At 53.1% G+C, this 21,108-nt stretch carries 23 protein-coding genes; 8 read left to right on the top strand and 15 right to left on the bottom strand.

What is annotated here, in order from left to right; translation table 11 throughout:
* Positions 1 to 165 precede the first annotated feature (165 nt).
* Entirely contained in the window at positions 166 to 798 is a 633-nt protein-coding gene (msrA, locus tag PSCS_RS02270; RefSeq protein WP_068810161.1) for a peptide-methionine (S)-S-oxide reductase MsrA, read from the top strand.
* 9 nt (positions 799 to 807) lie between these two features.
* Here the strand turns inward: msrA and PSCS_RS02265 are convergent, their stop codons facing one another.
* Positions 808 to 1,767: a helix-turn-helix transcriptional regulator gene (locus PSCS_RS02265; RefSeq protein WP_068810160.1), complete on the bottom strand. Its 960-nt coding sequence runs from the start codon at positions 1,765 to 1,767 to the stop codon at positions 808 to 810.
* A 156-nt stretch (positions 1,768 to 1,923) separates the two neighbouring features.
* Between PSCS_RS02265 and PSCS_RS02260 the strand changes: the two genes are divergently transcribed.
* The gene (locus PSCS_RS02260; RefSeq protein WP_068810159.1) at positions 1,924 to 2,547 is read left to right on the top strand and encodes a glutathione S-transferase family protein; all 624 of its coding nucleotides are present in this window, start codon (positions 1,924 to 1,926) and stop codon (positions 2,545 to 2,547) included.
* Between the two features lie 53 nt (positions 2,548 to 2,600).
* Here PSCS_RS02260 and PSCS_RS02255 read toward each other — a convergent pair whose 3' ends face one another.
* The 6 genes from PSCS_RS02255 to rppH all read right to left on the bottom strand — a co-directional run bounded on the left by PSCS_RS02255 (position 2,601) and on the right by rppH (position 8,361).
* Positions 2,601 to 3,119, bottom strand: a complete 519-nt coding sequence (locus PSCS_RS02255) for a hypothetical protein (RefSeq protein WP_068810158.1) — start codon at positions 3,117 to 3,119, stop codon at positions 2,601 to 2,603.
* Between the two features lie 57 nt (positions 3,120 to 3,176).
* Entirely contained in the window at positions 3,177 to 3,689 is a 513-nt protein-coding gene (locus PSCS_RS02250) for a dihydrofolate reductase (RefSeq protein ID WP_068810212.1), read from the bottom strand.
* Positions 3,690 to 3,874: 185 nt separating this feature from the next.
* Positions 3,875 to 4,669: a thymidylate synthase gene (thyA, locus tag PSCS_RS02245; RefSeq protein ID WP_068810157.1), complete on the bottom strand. Its 795-nt coding sequence runs from the start codon at positions 4,667 to 4,669 to the stop codon at positions 3,875 to 3,877.
* Between the two features lie 14 nt (positions 4,670 to 4,683).
* The gene (gene lgt, locus PSCS_RS02240) at positions 4,684 to 5,514 is read right to left on the bottom strand and encodes a prolipoprotein diacylglyceryl transferase (RefSeq protein WP_068810156.1); all 831 of its coding nucleotides are present in this window, start codon (positions 5,512 to 5,514) and stop codon (positions 4,684 to 4,686) included.
* 39 nt (positions 5,515 to 5,553) lie between these two features.
* Positions 5,554 to 7,830 (bottom strand): phosphoenolpyruvate--protein phosphotransferase, encoded by a 2,277-nt coding sequence (ptsP, locus tag PSCS_RS02235; RefSeq protein ID WP_068810155.1) that lies wholly within the window; start codon positions 7,828 to 7,830, stop codon positions 5,554 to 5,556.
* Positions 7,831 to 7,866: 36 nt separating this feature from the next.
* Positions 7,867 to 8,361, bottom strand: coding sequence for an RNA pyrophosphohydrolase (gene rppH / locus PSCS_RS02230; RefSeq protein ID WP_068810154.1), 495 nt, complete (start codon positions 8,359 to 8,361; stop codon positions 7,867 to 7,869).
* Positions 8,362 to 8,600: 239 nt separating this feature from the next.
* Here rppH and PSCS_RS02225 point away from each other — a divergent pair, with 239 nt between their 5' ends.
* Positions 8,601 to 9,272, top strand: coding sequence for a histidinol-phosphatase (locus tag PSCS_RS02225; protein ID WP_068810153.1), 672 nt, complete (start codon positions 8,601 to 8,603; stop codon positions 9,270 to 9,272).
* Positions 9,273 to 9,280: 8 nt separating this feature from the next.
* Here PSCS_RS02225 and PSCS_RS02220 read toward each other — a convergent pair whose 3' ends face one another.
* From PSCS_RS02220 to PSCS_RS02210, 3 genes are all read right to left on the bottom strand, one after another.
* Positions 9,281 to 9,817, bottom strand: a complete 537-nt coding sequence (locus PSCS_RS02220) for a glycine cleavage system protein R (protein ID WP_068810152.1) — start codon at positions 9,815 to 9,817, stop codon at positions 9,281 to 9,283.
* A gap of 4 nt (positions 9,818 to 9,821) precedes the next feature.
* Positions 9,822 to 10,970 (bottom strand): sulfite oxidase, encoded by a 1,149-nt coding sequence (locus tag PSCS_RS02215; protein WP_082866399.1) that lies wholly within the window; start codon positions 10,968 to 10,970, stop codon positions 9,822 to 9,824.
* A gap of 85 nt (positions 10,971 to 11,055) precedes the next feature.
* Positions 11,056 to 11,604 (bottom strand): FKBP-type peptidyl-prolyl cis-trans isomerase, encoded by a 549-nt coding sequence (locus tag PSCS_RS02210; protein ID WP_229694674.1) that lies wholly within the window; start codon positions 11,602 to 11,604, stop codon positions 11,056 to 11,058.
* Positions 11,605 to 11,665: 61 nt separating this feature from the next.
* Here PSCS_RS02210 and PSCS_RS15440 point away from each other — a divergent pair, with 61 nt between their 5' ends.
* Together PSCS_RS15440 and PSCS_RS15955 are read left to right on the top strand one after the other, a co-directional pair.
* Positions 11,666 to 12,268, top strand: a complete 603-nt coding sequence (locus tag PSCS_RS15440; protein WP_188619151.1) for a hypothetical protein — start codon at positions 11,666 to 11,668, stop codon at positions 12,266 to 12,268.
* Between the two features lie 117 nt (positions 12,269 to 12,385).
* Positions 12,386 to 12,562 (top strand): hypothetical protein, encoded by a 177-nt coding sequence (locus PSCS_RS15955; protein ID WP_188619150.1) that lies wholly within the window; start codon positions 12,386 to 12,388, stop codon positions 12,560 to 12,562.
* A gap of 41 nt (positions 12,563 to 12,603) precedes the next feature.
* On the opposite strand, the gene PSCS_RS02200 is transcribed toward PSCS_RS15955, so the two are convergent.
* Positions 12,604 to 13,545: a TraB/GumN family protein gene (locus PSCS_RS02200; RefSeq protein ID WP_068810150.1), complete on the bottom strand. Its 942-nt coding sequence runs from the start codon at positions 13,543 to 13,545 to the stop codon at positions 12,604 to 12,606.
* Between the two features lie 127 nt (positions 13,546 to 13,672).
* On the opposite strand from PSCS_RS02200, the gene PSCS_RS02195 reads away from it, so the two are divergent.
* The 3 genes from PSCS_RS02195 (at position 13,673) to ahpF (ending at position 16,512) form a co-directional block, all read left to right on the top strand.
* Positions 13,673 to 14,026 carry a DUF6164 family protein gene (locus tag PSCS_RS02195; RefSeq protein WP_068810149.1) on the top strand — a complete coding sequence of 118 codons (354 nt, stop codon included), beginning with the start codon at positions 13,673 to 13,675 and terminating at the stop codon, positions 14,024 to 14,026.
* 238 nt (positions 14,027 to 14,264) lie between these two features.
* Positions 14,265 to 14,828, top strand: a complete 564-nt coding sequence (ahpC, locus tag PSCS_RS02190; RefSeq protein ID WP_068810148.1) for an alkyl hydroperoxide reductase subunit C — start codon at positions 14,265 to 14,267, stop codon at positions 14,826 to 14,828.
* Between the two features lie 130 nt (positions 14,829 to 14,958).
* Positions 14,959 to 16,512, top strand: coding sequence for an alkyl hydroperoxide reductase subunit F (ahpF, locus tag PSCS_RS02185; RefSeq protein WP_068810147.1), 1,554 nt, complete (start codon positions 14,959 to 14,961; stop codon positions 16,510 to 16,512).
* A gap of 166 nt (positions 16,513 to 16,678) precedes the next feature.
* Here the strand turns inward: ahpF and PSCS_RS02180 are convergent, their stop codons facing one another.
* The 4 genes from PSCS_RS02180 to PSCS_RS02165 all read right to left on the bottom strand — a co-directional run bounded on the left by PSCS_RS02180 (position 16,679) and on the right by PSCS_RS02165 (position 21,075).
* A complete protein-coding gene (locus PSCS_RS02180; protein ID WP_068810146.1) occupies positions 16,679 to 17,569 on the bottom strand; it encodes an SMP-30/gluconolactonase/LRE family protein in 891 nt (296 codons plus the stop codon).
* 44 nt (positions 17,570 to 17,613) lie between these two features.
* Positions 17,614 to 18,342 (bottom strand): SDR family oxidoreductase, encoded by a 729-nt coding sequence (locus PSCS_RS02175; protein WP_068810145.1) that lies wholly within the window; start codon positions 18,340 to 18,342, stop codon positions 17,614 to 17,616.
* Between the two features lie 66 nt (positions 18,343 to 18,408).
* Complete coding sequence (locus PSCS_RS02170) at positions 18,409 to 20,232, bottom strand: ABC transporter ATP-binding protein (RefSeq protein WP_068810144.1); 1,824 nt, start codon at positions 20,230 to 20,232, stop codon at positions 18,409 to 18,411.
* A 111-nt stretch (positions 20,233 to 20,343) separates the two neighbouring features.
* Positions 20,344 to 21,075 carry a class I SAM-dependent methyltransferase gene (locus PSCS_RS02165; RefSeq protein ID WP_157885598.1) on the bottom strand — a complete coding sequence of 244 codons (732 nt, stop codon included), beginning with the start codon at positions 21,073 to 21,075 and terminating at the stop codon, positions 20,344 to 20,346.
* Between the last annotated feature and the right edge of the window lie 33 nt (positions 21,076 to 21,108).

The following is a 21,108-nucleotide window of genomic DNA, read 5'->3' as shown; positions in this document are numbered from 1 at the left end:
ATAGACAGGCTTCATCCATGTGAAAGATCCACACGATTGCCTGGGTCGTATTCTGTAATGTACTAGCCCATTTGAGCTGTAACCATTAGATGATGGCATAGGGCTGAAACTGGCTGCAACGGTCTAAGCTGCTGCTGTCAAAGTCACTACTGCCTGAGGAGCCTCATGTACTTACAGGATCATAACGCATTTGCAAAAGCACTCATATTACCCTCTTTATGGCTGACCATGATCATGTCCACCGGACAAGTCATTGCGCAGCCTGATAATTCTGACCAGGCTGTCGCTACCTTTGCTGGCGGCTGCTTTTGGTGCATGGAGCCTCCTTTCGATGAGCTGGAAGGTGTCTCTTCAACCATTTCCGGTTACATCGGTGGGCATGTAGAGAATCCCAGCTACGAACAGGTGACCACGGGGCGGACCGGTCATGCAGAAGCCATGCAGGTTACCTATGACCCTGAAGTGGTCGATTATGCAACGCTGCTGGATGTGTACTGGCAAAATATTGATCCACTGGATAGCGGAGGCCAGTTCTGTGATCGGGGTTCTTCGTATCGCAGTACGATCTTTGTCCATACCGCTGAGCAGCGGGAGTTGGCAGAAGCTTCAAAGCAGGAGATTGTCGCCTCAGGTCAGCTCAATGGCGAAATTGTAACGCCGATTGAAGAGGCGACAACCTTTTATCCGGCCGAAGAGTACCATCAGGATTATTATGAGAAGAATCCACTGCGTTATCGTTTCTATAAATGGAATTGCGGGCGAGAACAGCGCCTGGAAGAAGTCTGGGGTGAGAACTGATACTTTGGTTTATTGATCGGCGATGCGATGGAGCCGATTGGCCTGCTTGCGCAATGCATCTTTCAATGACTGCGGCGCCAACACGGTAAAATCCACTGGCATCATCGCCAGCCAGCGGGCAAACCAGTCGATGCTGTCGGTTTGGGTTTCCATCAGCAAGCCGTTTTCCACCTCACGAAACATATCTACTGAGCAGGGGTGAAACCCCAGGAAATCGACCACTTCCTCAGGATGACAATGAATCAGAACGGAGACGGCTGAGTTGCCCGGCAGATTGTTGAGACTGTCGGTGAGGTGCTTGGCGGCATCAAAATCACGCGGGCGGGTAAAGACTTCCGGGCAAAGTGTGACCTTGCTGATTCGATCGAGTCGAAAGGTGCGTAATGCTTTGCGTAAATGGCAGTAGCCACCGATGTACCAGCGCCCTCTTCTGAAGACCAGTCCATAGGGATCAATTTCTCTGGGGAGCGGCTCACGATCAGGTGCCTGGTACACCAGTGAGACCCGGCGTTCCTGTTGCACACCGTTGGTCAGCAGCAGCAGGCTTTTGTCATCATAGCGGGCCTGGCTTTGCGGCAGGACGATGCGAGTCGTCTCGCTGATGCTACGTACCCGGCGTTTCAGCCCTTCTGGCATGACGCGCTCCAGTTTGGCTTCCACGCTGCTAATGGCCGGAGCCGCATCATCCAGTCCCAATTGTCTGGCGGCCAGTAACCCGAGCACTATGGCCAGGGTTTCCTCATCGTTAAACATCAGCGGTGGTAGTTTGTAACCGGGTATCAGGCTGTAACCGCCATACCGTCCCTGCTCTGTCATCACGGGTACCCCTAAGGTTTCCAGTACCGTGATATAGCGTCGGACCGTGCGCCGGTCGACATGCAGTCGCTCTGCAATCTCGTGCCCGCTTAGCATGGTGTTGGCCTGGAGCAGCTCCAGCAGAGCGAGTACACGGGTAGTAGGTCCTGACATGAGACGACCTTCTGTTATTCTGGCTCAAAAAATTATGGGACGTTTAGTGTGATTTCTGCTGTTTGAAATATTCTTTCACAATACTAGGGCGGTTTCTGTCCTATTATGATCGTAATCTCCTGTTTGTCCAATCACAACTGACAAGGAGACAGGCACATGAGTCAACTGATTTTCTACACACACCCCTATTCGCGAGGCAGAACCGTTCGCTGGTTGCTGGAAGAACTGGAGGTGCCCTACGTAGCACGCGTCATGCAGTACGGAACAACAATCAAGTCGGCAGAATACCTGGCCGTTAACCCGATGGGAAAGGTTCCCGCGATTGATGATGATGGCGTGGTCGTAACCGAGGTAGCGGCTATCTGTACTTACCTGGCTGATAAATATCCAGAGAAAAACCTGGCACCGGCGCTGGATGATCCGGAGCGCGGTAGCTATCTGCGTTGGCTGTTCTTTATTGCCGGCCCCATGGAAATGGCATCAACGGCCCGCGCATATCACTGGAACATCGATCAGGAGAACGCCATGGCGGTTGGTTGTGGCATGATGGATGATACGGTCGATACGCTGGAAAAGGCGCTGCAAGATAAGCCTTATCTGTGCGGAGATCGATTCACGGCCGCAGACCTGCTGCTGGCCAGTTATCTGCATTGGGGACTGCTGCAAAAAACCATTCCGGAACGGGACGTATTCAAGACGTACCTGAAAAAAATGGAGCAACGCCCAGCGGCCATTCGTGCCAATGAGATTGACGACAAGCTGGCCAAGGAACTGGGCTAAAAAGAATTGTATTAAAAGAAGCTGGGTTAAGAAGATAGCCGACAACAAGGACGTTACTGGAAATCTTCTTTGCTGCGTTCGATCTGATTCGGCTGGGGCATCTCTGCGATGCCCTGGCTGACGCTTTGGCAAAAGGCCGCTGACTGCTCATCAGCTTCGCTATCGGTGGAGAACTGTTCAGTTATGTTAGCCACCATGTCACGCGCTACATTAAAACCTTGTGCATCGCCGAGCAGGTCGTTTAACTCTTCCGGGTTATATTGTGCCAGGAATTGTGCGGCTGCCGTGTCGTACTGACTGAGTTTGCCGCGAACATCGTTTTGTTGGGACATGTCCCAGTGCCCCAGCGCTTCACAGTAATCCGCATAAACATTGACGGCATCCACTTCGATGCGCGCCATGGTCAGCATTTGTACCATCATCTGCTCGGTGAGGTCTTCATTATTCACCCAGGCATTCCAGAAAGGCACGACGCTGTTCTGCTCGGCGGGAGTCTGCGCCATGCTTGATGAAGCTCCCATCACCAGGGTGGCAATTATTGCAACATGTCTCAGGGGTGTTTTAATCAGCATAGCTTACTCCAAACAGCATCGAACAAAATATATAGTCTCTCGGTGTTATGCATCCTGTCAGTGAAGCGGTCGGCGCTCCAGTACGACAAAACTGTAATCATAAGGGTTTGTTTCGGATGAACTGAAATCTTCACGCCCCAGTTCTTTCCAGCTCTCCAGCGCAAAATCAGGGAAATAGGCGTCGCCATTGACGTCGGCGTGAACCTGGGTCATGTAGAGTCGGTCAGCATGGGGCAGCGCCAGCTCGTAAATTTGCGAACCGCCCATGACGATGGCCTCTTCGCAGCCTTCTATCAGGCAGACCTTTTCCGCGAGATCGATGGCGGCTTCCAGCGAGGGTACGACTCTGACGCCTTCGATTTGCAGCTCAGTGTTGCGGGATACCACGATATTGGTTCTGCCCGGCAAGGGACGCCCGATCGACTCGTAGGTTTTTCGGCCCATAATGATGGGTTTGCCCATCGTGATCTGTTTGAAATAACGCAGGTCTTCAGGCAGGTACCATGGCAGTGCGTTATTGCGACCGATAACCCGGTTCTGCGACTGTGCCCAGATCAACGCCAGTCGCATTGGCGGTTCGTCTTCTATCTCGCCATCAAAGCCGTCGATCACTTCTTCTTCCGGGGCATTGTCTTTATTTGTTGCGTCTGACGCCATTAATCTATCCTGTGCGCGTTATGCGTTATGCGTTATGCGTTATGCGTTATGCGTTATGCGTTATGCGTTATGCGTTATGCCAGAGCGCCGCCTGTTATTCAGACGGCGACGGGGGCTTTGATGTGAGGGTGCGATTCGTAGCCAACCAGCTCGAAGTCTTCAAAAACGTAATCAAAGATGCTGTCAGGTTTGCGCTTGATATTCAGCGTAGGCAGTGGCAACGGTTCACGCGTCAGTTGCAGGTTGGCCTGTTCCAGGTGATTGCTGTACAGGTGAGTATCGCCACCGGTCCAGATAAAATCTCCGACATCCAGATCACATTGCTGGGCGATCATGTGCGTTAACAGGGCATAGGAGGCGATGTTAAACGGAACGCCCAGGAAGGTATCGGCGGAGCGCTGGTAGAGTTGGCAGGACAGCTTGCCATTGGCAACGTAAAACTGAAACAGGGAATGACAAGGGGGCAGCGCCATTTCATCCACGTAGGCCGGATTGTAGGCAACCACCATGTGTCGGCGTGAATCGGGGTTGTTCCTGATCTGTTCGACGACTTTACTGATCTGATCGACAGACTGGCCGTCTTTGCCCGGCCAGCTGCGCCACTGGAAACCATAGACTGGACCAAGGTCGCCATTCTCGTCGGCCCAGTCATCCCAGATGGAAACGCCGTTCTCTTTCAGGTAACGAATATTGGTGTCACCGCTGAGGAACCAGAGCAACTCATGAATGATGGAGCGCAAGTGCAGTTTTTTTGTGGTCAGTACCGGAAAACCATCCTGCAGATTGAAGCGCATCTGATGGCCGAACACGGATAAGGTGCCGGTACCGGTGCGATCACTCTTTTCTTCGCCTTCACGCAAAATGCGCTGCAGCAAGTCCTGGTACTGTTTCATACAATAATATCCCGCTATGCCTTGTCTTTGCCGTGGTTGTAGCCGTAGTTGGTATCGTACTTGGGCTTGCGATAGGCAATAACCAGCAGTGCGATACCCACAAAAATCATGGGCAATGATAACACTTGTCCCATCGTCAGCCACTCCAGTGCGACAAATCCGATCCAGGAATCCGGTTCGCGGAAAAACTCAACAAAGAAGCGTTGCAGGCCGTAACCCAGGCTGAACAAACCGGAAGCGGCATAGCGAGGCCGGGGTCTGGATGTAAACCACCACACCAGGGCAAACAGCACAACGCCCTCCAGGGCGGCCTGATATAGTTGTGAAGCGTGACGAGGCAGTTCATCCACGTGTGGGAAGACCATGCCCCAGGCCACATCGGTCGGACGGCCCCATAATTCACCGCCGATAAAGTTACCTAAGCGCCCAAAGCCGAGGCCGACCGGTGCCAGTGGCGCGATGAAATCCAGCACCTGGAACCAGGTCTTCTTGTGAACCCGGGCAAATACATAGAAGGCCAGCATGACGCCGAGGAAGCCGCCGTGAAACGACATACCGCCTTCCCATACGCGAAGCAGCCAGAGTGGATCCTCCAGGAAACGGTCAAAATTGTAGAAAAATACCGATCCCATTCGTCCGCCCAGCACCGCACCCATGGCACCATAAAACACCAGGTCCGAAAGCTGGGCGTCGCTCCACTGTCCTTCCCACATAGGGGTTTTGGCCCGGTATTTGGCCAGCAGCCAGGCAGCGCTGAAGGCAATAACATACATGATGCCGTACCAGTGCACCTGTAATGGGCCCAGGGAAAAGGCGACGGGATCAATCTGCGGGTAAGTCAACATGCGGGGAGCATCCTTTCAGCCGGATCAGTTTCGGAGTGTTTAACTTGTTCGGGAGGAGCGCAGAAGTCGCTCAACGCCGGCGTTATAAAGCGCCATATCAATGCTGGCACGTATACTTTGCGGATCTGACAGGTTCATGACATCTTTGAGTAACGTTTGCGCATCGGCGAGAGTGACTGACCGGATAACGGCTTTCACTTTCAGTAATGTAGATGCATTCATCGACAGGATATCGAACCCCATTGCGACGAGTAACAATGCTGAGGCCGGATCACCAGCCATCTCGCCACAAATGCTGACCGGCTTGCCTTCGGCATGGGCGGCATCGACGACATGCTTCAGTGCATGCAGTACTGCCGGGTGAAATGAGGTATACAGGTCCGCTACCCGCGGGTTGTTGCGATCAACCGCCAGCATATACTGGGTCAGGTCGTTGCTGCCGACGGATACGAAGTCGACCATCTGGCACATGGCGCGGGTCAGGTAGACTGCGGCGGGCAGCTCAATCATGACGCCAATGGGCGGCATGGAGACATCCAGCCCTTCTTCCTGAAGCTCTCGCAGGGCGCGTTTGATAATTTGAATCGAACCTGTGACTTCCTGCAGATTGGAGACCATGGGCAGCATGATTTGCAGGTTGTCCAGCCCTTCGCTGGCCCGGATCATGGCTCGGGCCTGGGCGATAAAAATCTCGGGGTGATCCAGTGTGACACGTATGCCCCGCCAGCCCAGGAAGGGGTTAGCTTCTTCAATCGGGAAATAGGGCAAAGCCTTGTCGCCACCGATATCCAGGGTGCGCATGGTGACTTTTTTTGGGGCAAACGCCTGTAGCTGTTCCCGATAGATAGCGGCTTGTTCCTGCTCACTGGGAAAGCGCTCTGCCAACAGGAAGGGGACTTCTGTGCGGAACAGGCCAATGCCCTCGGCGCCGTGATCCAGTGACCGGACAACGTCCGACATCAGACCCGTGTTAACCCACAGGCTGACCTGATGGCCGTCCAGGGTGACGCAGGGCTGATTAATAATGCCCTCCAGGCCGCGGACCAGCTCTTCCTCTTCCTTGATGACATCAAGGTAACGCGTTCGCATTTGTTCAGAAGGGTTGCCGTATACCGTGCCACTATAGCCGTCGACGATGACCTGGCGGCCGTCCAGACGACGGTATGGCAGATCGAGCGCACCCATGACGGTGGGAATGCCCATGGTCCGGGCCAGAATCGCGACGTGCGAATTGCCCGAGCCTTTCACGGAAATCAGGCCGACCAGTTTTTCGCGCGGAACTTCCATCAACATGGACGGCGCCAGTTCTTCGCCTACCAGAACAGTTTCATCCGGGTATTCACGCGGCTTGTCGTTGTCTGATTCCTGCAGGCAGGATAGTACCCTTGAGCAGAGATCCTTGATGTCAGTGGCTCGCTCGCGCAGATAAGGGTCTTTCATTTGCTCGAATGCTTTGACGTGATCCAGGGCAACTTCTGCGAGCGCGCCCTGGGCCCAATTACCCTGCTGGATCAGTTCGGAGACCTCACGGCCCAGTGCGTCATCGTCAAGCATGCGCAGGTAGACCTCAAACAGGTCTTTTTCCTCGGGGCGGATCTGATCTCCGATGGTGGCGCTTAATTGCCGGATATCGGTGCGTACCTGGTTCAGTGCCCGGGCAAAATCATGCAATTCCGCATTGATATCGGTCACTGTTCTTGTTGGTACCAGGTTCAGGTCGGCGTGCGGGAACACCACTACCGCCTGGCCAATGGCTACACCGGTGGCGCCGGAAATACCGGCAAAGCTGGTATCAGCACGGCGTTGACCGGAGGGGCTGACACCCTGAATGGCGCCGGATGCTTCTGCGGCGGCAATCACGCCGGCCAGTTGTGCCGACAGTGTGATCAGGAAGGCTTCTTCACCATTGTCAAAACTGCGCTTTTCTTTGTGCTGTACAACCAGCACGCCCAGCACCTTGCGATGGTGAATAATCGGTACGCCGAGGAAAGAGCAAAACTCTTCTTCACCGGTTTCAGACAGGTAATGGTAGGCAGGGTGGGATTGCGCTTCTTCCAGATTGACCGGTTCGGCGTGTCGAGCCACCAGGCCGACCAGGCCTTCATCCAGCTGCAGGCTGACATGCCCGACAGACTCCTGGCGCAGGCCTTCTGATGCCATCAGTACGTGGCAGTTGATGTCGTTATCGAGCAGGTAAACGGAGCAGACCTGAGTGTTCATAGCCTCACGGACCCGCGTTACGATCACTCTGAGTGCCGTTTGCAGATCCCTGGCGGCGTTAACCTCCTGGACAATGTCACGTAACCTGTCGAGCATAGGCAAATTCGTCGTTAGTCGCGGTAACCGCGTGGTTTACTGGTTCGATTTGATATAGCGGTTCAGCGGCTTGATCAGCTGTCGCATGGCCTGGCGATAAACGTCCTTCTTAAAGTCAATCACCTGGCTGAGCGGGTACCAGAAGCTGACCCATTGCCAGTCATCAAACTCGGGCGTCATTTCCGGACAGCTCAGCTTGATGCGTGATTCGTCCCCGCATAAACGCAGCAGAAACCATTTTTGTTTCTGGCCGATACAGACCGGGTTGCTGTTCTGGCGGATATAGTGCTTGGGGAGCTGGTAGTACAGCCAGTCCCGGGTGCTTGCCAGAATCTCAACATCACTGGCATCGAGGCCGACTTCTTCTTTCAGTTCGCGGTACATGGCTTGCTGTAAGCGTTCGCCCTGGCGGATACCGCCCTGGGGGAACTGCCAGGCATCCTGACCGATGCGCTTGGCCCATAACACCTGCCCTTGGGTGTTACAGATGATGATGCCGACATTGGGCCGGAAGCCATTTGCGTCAATCATTCCGAAAGGAGTCCTGCTTAAATGCTTTTCTTGCGCTTGACGGGCTTTGTTCGCGCCGCCTGCGGCTTATTCACTATTTGATAGTCTGGCTTAATGCACTAATACGCCAACACTGCATTGTTTCACAAAAATGGTCAGCAAAAAAGCGCCACTCTCAGGTTATAATGCCTTTTGCCAACATGCACACAAACCATTCATCCACAGACGATGGATCGGAACTTTCAGAAAGGAAGCACAACATGACACGTCTCGCCATCTTTGATCTGGACAATACACTATTGGGTGGAGACAGTGATCACGGCTGGGGTGAGTTCCTGATCAACGAAGGTCTGGTCGACGCCGAGCAGCATCGGCAGCGAAATGATGCCTTCTATGAGCAGTACAAGGCAGGTACGCTGGATATGACGGAATACCTGGAGTTTGTTGTCGCCATTCTTGCCGGCATGCCCAAAACTGAACGCGATACACTGCATGATCGTTTTATGCAGACAATCGTGGAGCCCATGATTCTGCCTCAGGCGGAGCGACTGCTGGTTGCTCATAAAGCCCGTGGAGACTTCTGCCTTATCATTACCGCCACCAATCGGTTTATCACCGAGCCGATCGCCGCGCGTCTGGCGGTCGATGACCTGATCGCCACTGATCTGGAAGAAGATAATGGTGTATATACCGGAAAAATCAGTGGAATTCCCAGCTTTCAGGACGGAAAAATCACGAAGTTGCAAGAGTGGCTGAAGCAGCGCGATGATGGCCTGAGCCTGGCTGACAGCATCTTTTATAGTGATTCTTTCAATGATATTCCTCTGTTGGAGGCTACCACTGAAGCCGTTGCGGTGGATCCGGATGACAAACTCAGAGCGCATGCAGAGAAACAGGGCTGGGCTGTCATCAGTTTGCGCGCCGTGTCCTGAAGTCGCAATTAAGCGCCTGGCTCGTCGTCGCTGTGCAATTCCACAATCAGGTCGTCAGCGATTTGCTCCAGTGCCTCCCGCAAGTCATCAATAGATAGGGCTGCGGGTAAATGCAGCAAGGCCCTGGCATGAAATAACGTGCCAGAGGCCATGGGGGCAGAACGACAGACGGTTTCCAGGTCATCGACATTGACCTGGAGTTGTGCCAATACCCGAGAGATATCACGAATGATACCGGGCCGGTCATTGGCGACCAGGCTTAGCTGAACGCCCCGACGTTGAGCATCGCTACCCTCTTCTTCCTGATGCGAACTACGCACCACGACCAGCTGCATTTTTGGCGTCAATGCCTCCAGCGCCGATACCAGGGCATCGACACTGGCTTCATCTACGCTGATACGCAATATGCCGGCAAACTGCCCCGCCAGGCGGGACATGTCACTTTCCAGCCAGTTGCCGTGATTATCACTGACGATTTGTGCCAGGGATTCCACTAGCCCCGGCTTATCCTCGCCAATCAGGGTCAATACCAGAAAGGTTTTCATCTCTTTAGCCCTCGATCAGAACACGGCGTGGGAACTGGCCAAACTCTTCCCAGTAACTGACACGTTCAGGCAGTTGCTCCTGGGGTAGTTGCACGCGGCCGTTAATATCAGTCACCCGGGATACGATAGTGTGCTCACCAGGTGAAGCGTTGCGCCATTCGTAGTGGAAAGGTTTCCAGGAATATTGCGAAGCCTGGGGATCAATCATCGCCTCCATCCAGGGACCATCATCAATTTTCACTTCAATGCTGCGAATGGGAGTGCCGTCGTTGAGAGCAAAGCCGCTGATGCGATGGATATTGTTGCGACGCGTGACCCGTACAATGGCCGATTTCAGGTTCATGCGGGCCACGGATGTTTCCATCCAGCGATCTTCTCCGCCCACATTCTCATGTTTCAACGTGACGTAGTCGCGACCCATGAAGCGACCCATGTAACGGGTGTCCTGAACATGAATTTGCGTCAGCCATTTAACGTTGGCGACGCCATAGAAACCAGGAATCAGCATGCGCACCGGATAACCGTGGTGCGGCTCCAAAGGCATGCCATTCATCTCGTAGACAATCAGATTGTCATCGCTCATGGCATCTTCGACGGACAGGCTGCGGGCAAAGGACTGTTCGACCTGGCGTCCGCGGATTTCTTCAGTCCCCTGGTCAGCGCCAAAGAAGACAACTTCACGGCCCAGATCCTGAATACCGGCCTGATTGAGCACCTCTCTAAGGCTGACACCACGCCAGCGAGCATTGCCAACCAGGCCTTGAAACATTCTGCCGCCGTTGCCGCCGCATTCAAAGCCTGCGTCGATCTCGCGAGATGGCATTGCCTTGAGTTCATCCAGTGTGAAGCTCAGTGGCCGGTTGACCAGTCCGGTCAATTCCAGTTTGTACTGTTCGACCGGCACATCCGGCTGTCCGTAGTGCTGAACCACATAGAAATCGCGGCTGTAGAAGTTGGTGATTTCACGCGTGTTGATGATGTGTGTACTGCCCGGCTCGACCGGGGGCACGTCATAGTCTTCAGGCATGTCCAGAAAACGGACCAGGGTTTCATTCTGTGCCATGGCAAAAAATGGCACACCAGCGGTAGCGGCCAGCAATCCGGCGCCAAGGCCTTTAAGTACCTGTCTGCGTTCTTTGTTTTCAATGCTCATGATCGACTACCCCTTCTTATTAGTTGTTGTCTTTACTTCATCATGGGTACAGCGTTGTTCTGAGTCCAGCGATTGCCGGTCTGGTTTAACGTGCGCCAGGTCTGCGTTGTGAAACTTCTCTCTCCGTTGCGGTACGAACACCCAGTATCTCGATTTGGTACTCCAGTGTTCTACCAGCATACGGGTGGTTGGTGTCCACATCTACATTAAACTTGCCGGCTTTGAGTACCAGCATGTTGCGAACACCTTTGTTGGTCTTTACGCCTACGATGACACCGGGTTTGAGGTGTTTTGCTGCTGGCGCCTGGGCCAGATGCTTGATCGGGACGCGTAATACTTCATTGGAAGTACGGAGCCCGTAAGCTTGCTCGGGAGAAAGCGTTACACTTAATTGGTCACCGGCTTTTTTGCCGTCCAGGCCTGCTTCAAGGCCCGGAACCACATTGTTATGGCCGTGCAGGTACAGCAAAGGCTGGCGACCAAAAGAGCTTTCCAGCCAGTGAGACACAGTGCCGTCAGGGCGAACTTCACGCAGCGCATAATGGAAAGCGACAACGTGGTCTTTGGCGACTCGCTTGGTCAGGTGTTCCGGTGGCTCTTGTACGTGACTGTAGCTAACACTGGCACCGCTCACTGTCTTCTCGGGAGCAACAGCGCTGCTGGCAGCAGGCTCCTGCAGTGCCAGTTCCGGCTGTTTGTTTTTAGTTGCGGCTTTCTTTGCCGGGGCTTTTCTTGGAGTGCTCTTTTTGGCAACCGCTGGCGCTTTGGGAGCTGCTGACGTTGTTTTAGCCGCTGATTTTTTGGGGGCCGCTTTAGAGGCAGTCGTTTTATTGGCTGGCGTCTTCTTGGCAGCCGTACTTTTGTTTGCGGCAGCACTTTTGGCTGTTGTGCTTCGGGCCTTGGTAGCGGGCTTTTTGGCCGGCGTCTTTGCGGTCGTTTTGGCTGCCGGCTTCTTGCCGGTTTTGCTGGTAGCCGCAGTGGCCGCTTTACTTGCTGTCGCTTTGCCTGCCGCTGGTTTTTTAGCAGTTGTCGCAGATTTACTGGCGGCAGTCTTTTTCGCGGGCGCTTTAGCCGCCGCTGGTTTCTTTGCTGCCGAAGTTTTCTTCGCAGCTGTTGATTTGGACGCTGTGTTAGCGGCTGTTTTGGTCGTTGTGGAAGCGCGCTTGGTTGTGCCAGTCGTTTTCTTGGTGGTCGCTGCTTTAGTCGCCGCTGACTTGGCTTTGCTCGCTGCCGTTTTCGTTTTTGATTTGCTTTCGTCGGTCATACTGGTCTCTCTCCACAGGAATGCTCGATTCTAGCAGATTGGCAGCAGTAAAAAAGAGACCTTGTGGTGAGTACTTATTCAGCTGACAAAAAAGCGTCATTTAGTGTATAATCACTGGTTTTTTACGACGAAATTCAAGGTTCCCAACATCATGTCCAGCAAAAGTAAAAAAGAACAGCCAGTTTGCGATCGCGACCAACTAGAGCGCCAGATTGCGGCCTTCCTGAAATCAGGTGGTGAGGTTCAGCAGATCCCCACTGGCACTAGCGGGCAAACGCATACCCGCGGTCCGCGTCAGATCATCCTGAGCCATAAAACAGCTAATTGAGACAATGAGTTAAGCCATTTGTCGTTAACGCGCTGCTAAGATCAGTGACCAGTTTCGGCTGCACCCCGAGCACTCGTATTGAAGTGAGTGACCTCAAAGCCTCTGGTCCTGAGCGCCTCCAGCAAGCCGTCGTCTCCCAGCATGTGGGCAACGCCAACCAGAACGAGTTCCGTATTCTCGTCCTCGAACATCCTTTCTATTTGCGGGATCCAGTTTAGATTACGATCTACCAGCAGTTCCTGGTAGAGCACCTCTGACTGCTCCCGCATCGGACCAATAAAGTCATTGCTTAGTGAGTCGGTATTACCATTACGCCAATGCGTGACTATATTTTCAAGTTCGCTGCCAAGTTGCTCAAAATCAGCCAGGGAATACAGCACATAATCACTTTCATAGCCTTCCCCCATGCGTGAGAGCATGGTTAGCTGTTCTTCAATACTTTCGAGTTCTCCCCGAGTCTTGCCATCGCCAACAGCCCGGGTATAGAAATAAGCGTCCACACCTTGAGGCGTGAACCCCAGTTTTTGCATCTCCAGAACAGAAAGTGTGCTGATCAGCAGTCCGGGTTTGAACGACTCCAGCATGGGCATTGGAATCGGCAGTCCGCTGTTATTCACGTAGGACTGCAGTGCCGTATACGCTTCTGTGCTGAGTACCGTGCTCAGGCTTCGGCCGTCCTGATAAGTCAATTGCGCCATGACCTGTTGCTGGAAAGCAGGAGAGTTGATCGTGCCCAGGTCAGTTTCAAAGTACAGTTCGTCTGCCCTATCATAAGCTTCTTCAAATGGCGCTGGGAGTGGATAGTCACTGTTTCTCAGCAAGTGGATCGTGCCTCCCAGGTAAACCTTTTCATCACCCTGGCTGATGACCCAAACGGAAGTTTGGGCAGACGAGTCTTGTGCCAGTGCCGGGCTGGCTATCATTGCCAGCGCTGCGAGCAATGAAAATGCCCGTTTGCAAGTGGATCTTCCATGTACGAACATAGTTCACTCCTTTTTCACTTGGTTGTGCTCTTTTGCTAACGCTTTGTTGGATATAGTATCAACCGCTGAAATAGCAGAACACATATACTGCCTATTCCTTTCATCATGTACCGGAGCCTCTTCTCTGATGGCCAGATTGCTTTTCAGGTTACGTAATGTCCCAGACGATGAAGCTGAGGACGTGCGCCAGCTTCTGATCGAGAACGAAGTGGATTTTTATGAAACAAAACCCGGTAACTGGGGTATTTCCATGCCTGGATTGTGGCTGCATCATGATGACGACTTTGCGAAAGCCAATGCCTTGCTGCAAGCCTACCAGCATGAGCGTCAAATCCGTGTCCGGGCCGAGTATCAGCAAGCCAAAGAATCTGGTGAAGCGGAGACCCAGTGGCAACGTTTCCAGTCTGAACCTCTAAAAGTCACTGTGTGCATCGCAGCAGCGATATTCCTGGTGTACATCAGCGTGACGCTTTTTTTCTAGCAAGAGAGGTCTAATTGCCATCAGCTTGCTATCGGCTGTCACAAAGTCTCCGTATAATGCATGGTTAATTGTCTGCCTCTATTTGAACTCTAGCTGCTGGTTACCTAGGCTGTCATTTATAATATCTATCGATAGCCAATAAATATTTCATTTTACCAAAGCGCGAACAGGCGTTATGCTTTGCATCGTTCTATGAGACAGCCATTTTGCAAACACGGAAACTGAAAGGAGTAATTACGTGTCATTGATCAATTCGGAAGTAAAACCTTTTAAAGCCACAGCTTTCCATAATGGTGAATTCGTTGAAGTCAGCGATGCAGACCTGAAAGGCAAGTGGTCAGTCGTATTCTTCTATCCAGCCGATTTCACGTTCATCTGCCCAACGGAGCTGGGTGACCTGGCTGATAACTATGCAGAATTCCAGAAAATGGGCGTAGAAGTTTACAGCGTTTCTACAGACACTCATTTCACGCACAAAGCCTGGCACGATGCCTCAGAGACAATCAAAAAGATCAACTACCCAATGGTAGGCGACCCGACTGGTGTGATCAGCCGTGGTTTTGATGTCATGATTGAAGACAGTGGCCTGGCTGAGCGCGGTACTTTTGTTGTTGATCCCGACGGCAAAATCCAGGTTGTTGAAATCACTGCCGGCAACATCGGTCGTGATGCTGACGAATTGCTGAGAAAAGTGAAAGCGGCTCAGTACGTTGCCAAGAACCCAAATGAGGTTTGCCCGGCTAAATGGAAAGAAGGTGAAGAAACACTGGCACCTTCTCTGGACCTGGTTGGCAAAATCTAATTCTGACTGTTTTCCCAGTCAGAGGCTAAACCAGCCCGATCAAGCCCGGGCGATTTTATTCGTCCGGGCTTTTTTACGCCCGAAATTTGCGAAATGGCACCAGAATTGACCGATTTGAGGATAAATGGAAATGTTAGACGCTAGCATGAAAACGCAGTTACAGGCCTACCTGGAGAAAGTCAGTCGACCATTTACGATTGTCGCCTCATTGGATGATGGTGCCAAGTCAGATGAACTCCGCTCACTGCTCCAGGATATTGCTTCACTCAGTGAGCATATTACCCTGAGCGAAGACGGTATTGATGAGCGCCGCCCTTCTTTCCGGCTTGAACGCCCGGATGCCGACATGCACCTGACGTTCGCTGGCATCCCGATGGGGCATGAGTTTACTTCTCTGATTCTGGCTTTGCTGCAGACCGGCGGCCATCCGCCAAAAATCAGCGATGAGACAAAAGCGCAGATTGAGAGCATTGAGGGTGAGTATCACTTTGAAACCTATTTCTCCCTGTCCTGCCAGAACTGCCCGGATGTGGTACAGGCACTGAATACCATGGCGGTGTTGAATCCGAATATCCAACACGTTGCGATTGACGGTGCGCTGTTCCAGGATGAAGTAGAGTCACGAGAAATCATGTCGGTGCCAAGTGTTTATCTGAATGGTGAGCCATTTGAACAAGGCCGGGTTGGCGTGGAAGAAATTCTGGCGAAAATTGACACGGGTGCTGCTGAGCGTGAAGCTGAGAAAATGAGCGAGAAAGAGGCGTATGATGTTCTCGTCGTTGGTGGCGGGCCTGCTGGCGCCGCTGCAGCGATTTATGCCGCCAGAAAAGGTATCCGTACTGGCGTTGCAGCTGAGCGCTTCGGTGGCCAGGTGCTTGATACCATGGCTATTGAAAATTTCATTTCTGTTCAGGAAACGGAAGGCCCCAAGCTGGCACGTGAGCTGGAAGAACATGTGAAGCAGTACGATGTGGATATCATGAACCTTCAGCGTGCCGAAAAGCTGATTCCTGCAGCTGAACAGGGTGGTCTGCATGAAGTGAAATTTGCTAATGGTGCCTCACTGAAAACCAGGTCCTTGATTGTGAGTACTGGCGCCCGCTGGCGAGAGCTGGGGGTTCCGGGTGAACAGGAGTACCGCAATAAGGGTGTTGCATACTGCCCGCACTGTGATGGCCCGCTTTTTAAAGGTAAGCGTGTTGCCGTCGTCGGTGGTGGTAATTCCGGTATAGAAGCGGCGATAGATCTGGCCGGTCTTGTGGCACATGTCACTGTGCTGGAATTTGCTGATACATTGAAAGCCGACGAAGTATTGCAGCGCAAACTGCGCAGCCTGGCTAACGTGGATGTGATCACCAGCGCACAAACCACAGAGGTGCTGGGGGATGGCAAAAAAGTGAATGGCCTGATTTACAAGGACCGCGTCACGGATGAAAGCAAGACCGTTGATCTGGAAGGTGTGTTTGTCCAGATTGGTTTGTTGCCCAACAGTGAATGGATCAAAGATACGCTGGAGGTGAGCAAGTTTGGGGAAATCGAGATTGATAATCGCGGCCAGACCAGTATCTCTGGCGTGTTTGCCGCCGGTGATGTGACAACTGTTCCGTACAAGCAGATTGTCATCGCGATGGGCGAAGGTTCAAGGGCTGCGCTGAGTGCCTTTGATTATCTGATTCGAAACTGAGCTTCCTGACCCTGTCTGTTTAACAGACCCGTGCTGGCGCGTCTCATAAAAAAGCAGGCCCTGAATCAGTGGCCTGCTTTTTTTGGTTTCGGTTGCGGGTTCTGTACAGGAGTACAAAAGACGCAACAGACAAAGGACGCTACATGTTAAGACTGTGCAATACGATTCAGTACATGCCCCGAACGTTCATCTCCAATGCATAAAGATGGCTGCGGGCCGTGACAAACAGGATATCCCGGTTGGGTCCGCCAAACGTCATGTTGGCAGGTGCCATGGGGAATGTCAGTGACTGCAACGGCTGACCCAGTGAACTGTAGATATTAATGTTGCGCCCTTCGGTCAAGTACAGATTTCCGTTTTCATCGAGTGTTACGCCATCTGAGCCCTGGTTGGCAATGACGCGCCGGTCACCCAATTCGCCAGGAGCATTAATGTCATAGGCGTAGGTCCTGTTGCCACCGTGGTCGGCTACATATAGTGTGTCGCCATCCCGCGTGCCAATGATACCGTTGGGCCGTTCCAGGTCCGTGATAATCAGTTGGGCCTGTTCAGCACCGGGCGCCAGGTAGTAAACGTAGTAACCCGGTTGTGGCAAATTGCTTTCATTGCCATAGCGCGGGTCGCTGAAATAAATGCCGCCCTCCCCGTCGATCCAGAGATCATTGGGGCTATTGTATGGTGCGCCGTCATAGCTGTCGCTCAGGACAGTGACTTCAGCCATGTCATTCATTCGGGTAATGCGTCCACCGCCTTCGGCGGCATGCAATCGCCAATCCTGATCAAAGAAAAGTCCATTGGCGCTATTGCTGTTTTCACGAAACGTCTCAAGCTCTCCTTCCAGTGTCCAGACATGAATCCGGTTGGCTGGAATGTCCGAAAAGTAAACATTCCCGTTGGCATCAGCGATTGGGCCTTCAGTGAAGGTGAAGGCGTCGCTCAGCAGCTCCACCTCTGCACCTTGTTCAATCAGATCCTGTGCTTGCAACGGATTGGCGAGCAGTAGCCCCAGCAAAGCTGTGAACCGGATCTTTTTCCATTTATCAAAATCGTGCTTCATTACTAACCTCCATTATGTAATTGATTCAGGCCAGCTGTCAGGTTCTAGCCCCGGCCAAGAAACGGCTGACGCGGGTCGAGCACCGTGGCATCTATCATGGTGGTATTTTCCGGCATGCTTAGCATGAGAACCGCTACCCTGGCGATATCTTTCACTTCCATCTTGGGTTCTTCGACAACACCTGTTGGCGCTTTATCCCATATGTCAGTGTAGACATTGCCAGGGTGCAGACAACTGACCATGATGCCATGCTCTCTGCCATCAACTTGCAACGCCCGGGTCATGCCCTGTAAGCCGAATTTGCTGGTGGTATAGGGGACAGAGCCGTAGCGAGGCGTCTGGCTGGAGATGCTGCCGATGTTAAGGATGCGGCCACCACCAGCAGGTTTCATGACGCGAAACGCTTCGCGGCTGTATAGAAAGGCTCCCGTGAGATTGGTGTCCATGACCATCTGGAAGTCTTTGGCCCGTAGCTTGTCGACGGCGCCAGCACGGGCAATACCGGCATTGTTGACCAGGGCATGAATGCGTCCGAACCGCGATTTAGCTTCTGCAAAAACCTCAGCCGTACGTGCTTCGTCGGCGACATCTGCGGCCATGCCGGATAAATGATCGTGTTTGATGTCTGCCAGCAAAGCATCCACGCTTTCCTGTGAGCGACCGGTAATCAGCACCCTGGCCCCTTCTGTCAGACAGGCCTCGGCAATTGCCCGGCCAATGCCCCGTGTTCCGCCTGTAATGATGATGCTCTGATTTTCGAGTAGTCCAGCCATCAATCTTTCCTCCATGTACCTGGCTTTGCACCGGACGATAGCATGAAGCGATGGAAACAGGTATGGCTACTGGTACCCTTTAGCCTGTAAGCGGAACAGGCGGGCGTATTGGCCATTTTGCGCCAATAGTGAGTCGTGGTCTCCCCGTTCCAGAACCACGCCCTGATCCATTACCAGAATCTGGTCGGCAATGCGCACGGTGGAGAAGCGGTGCGAAATAATGATCGACATCCGGTTGCTGGTCAGCTCTCGGAAATGAGCAAAAATTTCTGCTTCTGCCCGTGCGTCCATGGCAGCGGTAGGCTCATCCAGAATAAGGACATCGGCATCTTCGCGCATAAAGGCCCGGCCCAAGGCGATTTTCTGCCATTGTCCACCGGAAAGCTCTTTGCCGTCGCGAAACCAGGTACCGAGCTGGGTGTTGTACTGCTCGGGCATCTGGCGAATGAATTCAGCGGCCAGCCCTTTCTCTGCTGCTGTCTCAATTTGTGCGCTGTCAGTCAGTAATTGGGTATTGCCGACACCAATGTTTTCACCGACTTTGAGCTGGTAGCGGTTAAAATCCTGAAAGATGACGGCCAGTTTGCCACGCAAGACATCCACATCCCATTCCTGCAAGTTCAGCCCCTGAAACAGGATGCGACCGGAAGTTGGGGTATACAGGCGCGTCAGCAGCTTGATGAGAGTCGTCTTGCCGGAGCCATTTTCACCGACAATGGCCAGGCTTTCACCCGGTCTGATGTGAAAACTGACCTGATCCAGGGCGGGCTTGGGAGTACCGGGGTACTTGAAGGTGACATGTTCAAAACGAATACCGTCATCAGGATCTGGCCCGACTGTTTGTTCGCCACTGGGTTCCGGTACATTGTGGCCGAGGAATTCTGTCAGGTTGGACAGGTAAAGGTTGTCCTCATACATCCGGTTAATCGCCGCCAGGCAGCTGGTAACAGCAGATTGCCCCTGCCGGAATACACCAATGTACATAGTCATCTGGCCCAGTGTGATTGCTCCGGCCACAGCGGCAAAGGCGACCCAGCCATAAGCGCCGTAAAAAGCAAAGCTGGCCAGCAGCCCCAGGAGGTAACCCCAGACGCCTCTTCTCAGGACCAGGCTGCGATCCTCTTTGTAAATGTTGCGGAAGATATCCACATAGCGCTGCAGGAAGTGCTTGCCAAGTTGCATCAGCTTGACCTCTTTGACACCGTCCTCGCGGGTCAACACCATTTCCAGGTAGACCTGCATGCGGCGCTCGGCAGAGCGACGTCGCTGGTTGCGGAATGCTTCTCCAGAGAAACGGGCTTCGGCAAGGAATGCCGGGATACCAGCCAGGCCCAGTAACAGCACGGCCCAGACAGAAAATTGCAGCAACAGTACGCCATAACTGATCAGCGAGATACCATCACGGATCAGGTCGAAGGTGGCGATGACCAGGCTTAATGGCCGGCTGGACGCTTCGCGTCTTGCCCGTATGAGTTTGTCGTAGTATTCGGAGTCTTCAAAATCTGCCAGCTCCAGCGTAAGCGCTTTCTTGAGAATGCGCACATTGACTTCATTGCCCAGCAAGGCGCGAAGAATAGACTGGCAAACGGTGTTGATCTTTTGCGCGCCCGTCAGCAGGATCACCAGAAAGGCCTCCAGCACAACGTATTGCAATAGCTGGCGGGTATGCTGGTCGCGGGCTTCGCCGGAGGCGTCAATGGCCGCTACCACCGTATCCACAATCAGTTGGCCGACCCAGGCGATGGCGGCGGGCAGCAGGCCGGCAAACAGCGTTGCCATGGCCATGGAAAGCGTCAGCAATACACTGGCTTGCCAGACTATCTCAACGGCAACGGCGCTGTAACGGAATACCGAGAAAAATCGTTTTATCCAGGAAAGGGGTGTTGTCAAAGTTACGTCTTAAATAGTCTGACCGCGCCAATTGGCGCGGTCGGGAGAGTTTACCTGGCTCCTTGCTGAGGAGGCTTTCAGGCGTCCGTTATGTATACGGACAAAAGTGATTTACGGTTTCATGGCCTTAACGACCAGGCGATCTGTATTGCGCTCCAGGCTGGGGTCAAAAGGCCCAACGGTGCGATCGTCGCTGTCATTGTGCAGCACGTCGCTGACACCTACAATGTGGAAACCGGCTTCAGTCAGCGCCATGGCCACTTCGTCCAGGGTAATACGGTGCAAAGTGGCATTGTCTGCACCGGTATTGCCGCGGTGATCAAGTACACCCAGGATACCACCGCTTTTCAACGCATCCTTTACGCCAGCCAGCATGGCTTGTGCGGCTGCCGGGTCGGAGTTGTAGAGGTCATGGAAGTTCAGGGCTGTGATAGCAAAGTCCACGGAGCCATCCGGAACGCTCATGGCATCAATGTCCTCATTGACGCGCTCAACATTCGGCAGGCGGTCGCCAGCAAGCCGGGCCTGTACGTTTTCTTCGGTGTTACGCATGCCCAGTGAACGAGGGCTGTTTTGCATCAGCACCTTGCCATTTGGGCCAACAGCGTAGGAAAGCACTTCTGTGTACCAGCCGCCTGATGCCATGACATCCAGAGCTGTCATGCCTTCTTCCAGGCCAAGAAAATCCAGGACTTCAGCAGGCTGGCGTGATTCATCACGTTCTTTGTCTGCTGCCGGGCGACCCGGATTATCCAGCTGGTTGTTCAGGCTGGCTTTATCGATGGCATGGGCTTGTGTGCCCAGTAACATCGTCACTACGACCAGGCTAATCAATTTCTTCACGTTATTACCCTCCAATTTACCGTATAGGTATAC

The sequence above is a fragment of the Pseudohongiella nitratireducens genome (assembly GCF_001642735.1).
Lineage (GTDB): Bacteria > Pseudomonadota > Gammaproteobacteria > Pseudomonadales > Pseudohongiellaceae > Pseudohongiella > Pseudohongiella nitratireducens.
The sequence above is the reverse complement of the archived record's forward strand: the minus strand, read 5'-3'. Positions and strand labels throughout refer to the sequence as shown.